The organism is Oleiphilus sp. HI0079, from assembly GCF_001635105.1.
In genome coordinates this window covers 1-617 of the sequence record NZ_LWFT01000194.1, presented here as the reverse complement: position 1 = coordinate 617, position 617 = coordinate 1, and the positions used below count along the sequence as shown (strand labels likewise).

Here is a 617-nt window from a genome sequence, read left to right as displayed (position 1 = left end):
TTTACATCAAAAGCAGGCTCGCCGAGACGGTAACTAACGTACTCGAGGGCAGCGTTACCAGAAAAACTAACAATCGGAAAAACAGACTTAAACGCTGCGTGCAATCCTAAATCATCTCGCTCTGCAGCATCACCACCTTCCTGAAGAAAGCTTTTATAAGAGTCTATTTGAATAGACAGAAGATATGGCACATCCATGACGGTCGGCAATGTGCCGAATTCTTTACGAATACGCTTTTTCTCTGTATACGAGTAGGTCATCTGTATTCCCCAGTTATGACAAAAGGTCTGAAATCTTTCTAGCAACGTGACTTCGTCTGGTCAGCATTTGCTAGGGCAGGGCCAAGCCCTGAAACGCTCCTACATTAGAGGAGTAATGCAATCTTTAACAACGGAAAAAGGCCGGGGGCATAGGATACCACCGGCCAATTCCTTTTTAAGGACTATTGGGCTATGTTGCTCAAGTCGCTATTCAACGAATAGTTACTTAACTTCAACAGAAGCGCCAGCTTCCTCAAGCTCTTTCTTAGCAGCTTCAGCGTCGTCTTTGCTAACGCCTTCTTTAACAGTTGATGGAGCACCGTCAACCATTGCTTTCGCTTCTTTAAGGCCTAGACC

The 617-nt window shown here is 45.2% G+C and carries 2 protein-coding genes; both read right to left on the bottom strand.

The features are described 5' to 3' along the window. A partial coding sequence (locus tag A3750_RS02805; RefSeq protein WP_156498336.1) for a hypothetical protein occupies positions 1-260 on the bottom strand: 260 nt, incomplete at its 3' end. 222 nt (positions 261-482) lie between these two features. Beyond that, the coding region (locus A3750_RS02800; RefSeq protein WP_197474838.1) for a ribosomal protein L7/L12 at positions 483-617 on the bottom strand (135 nt) is incomplete at its 5' end.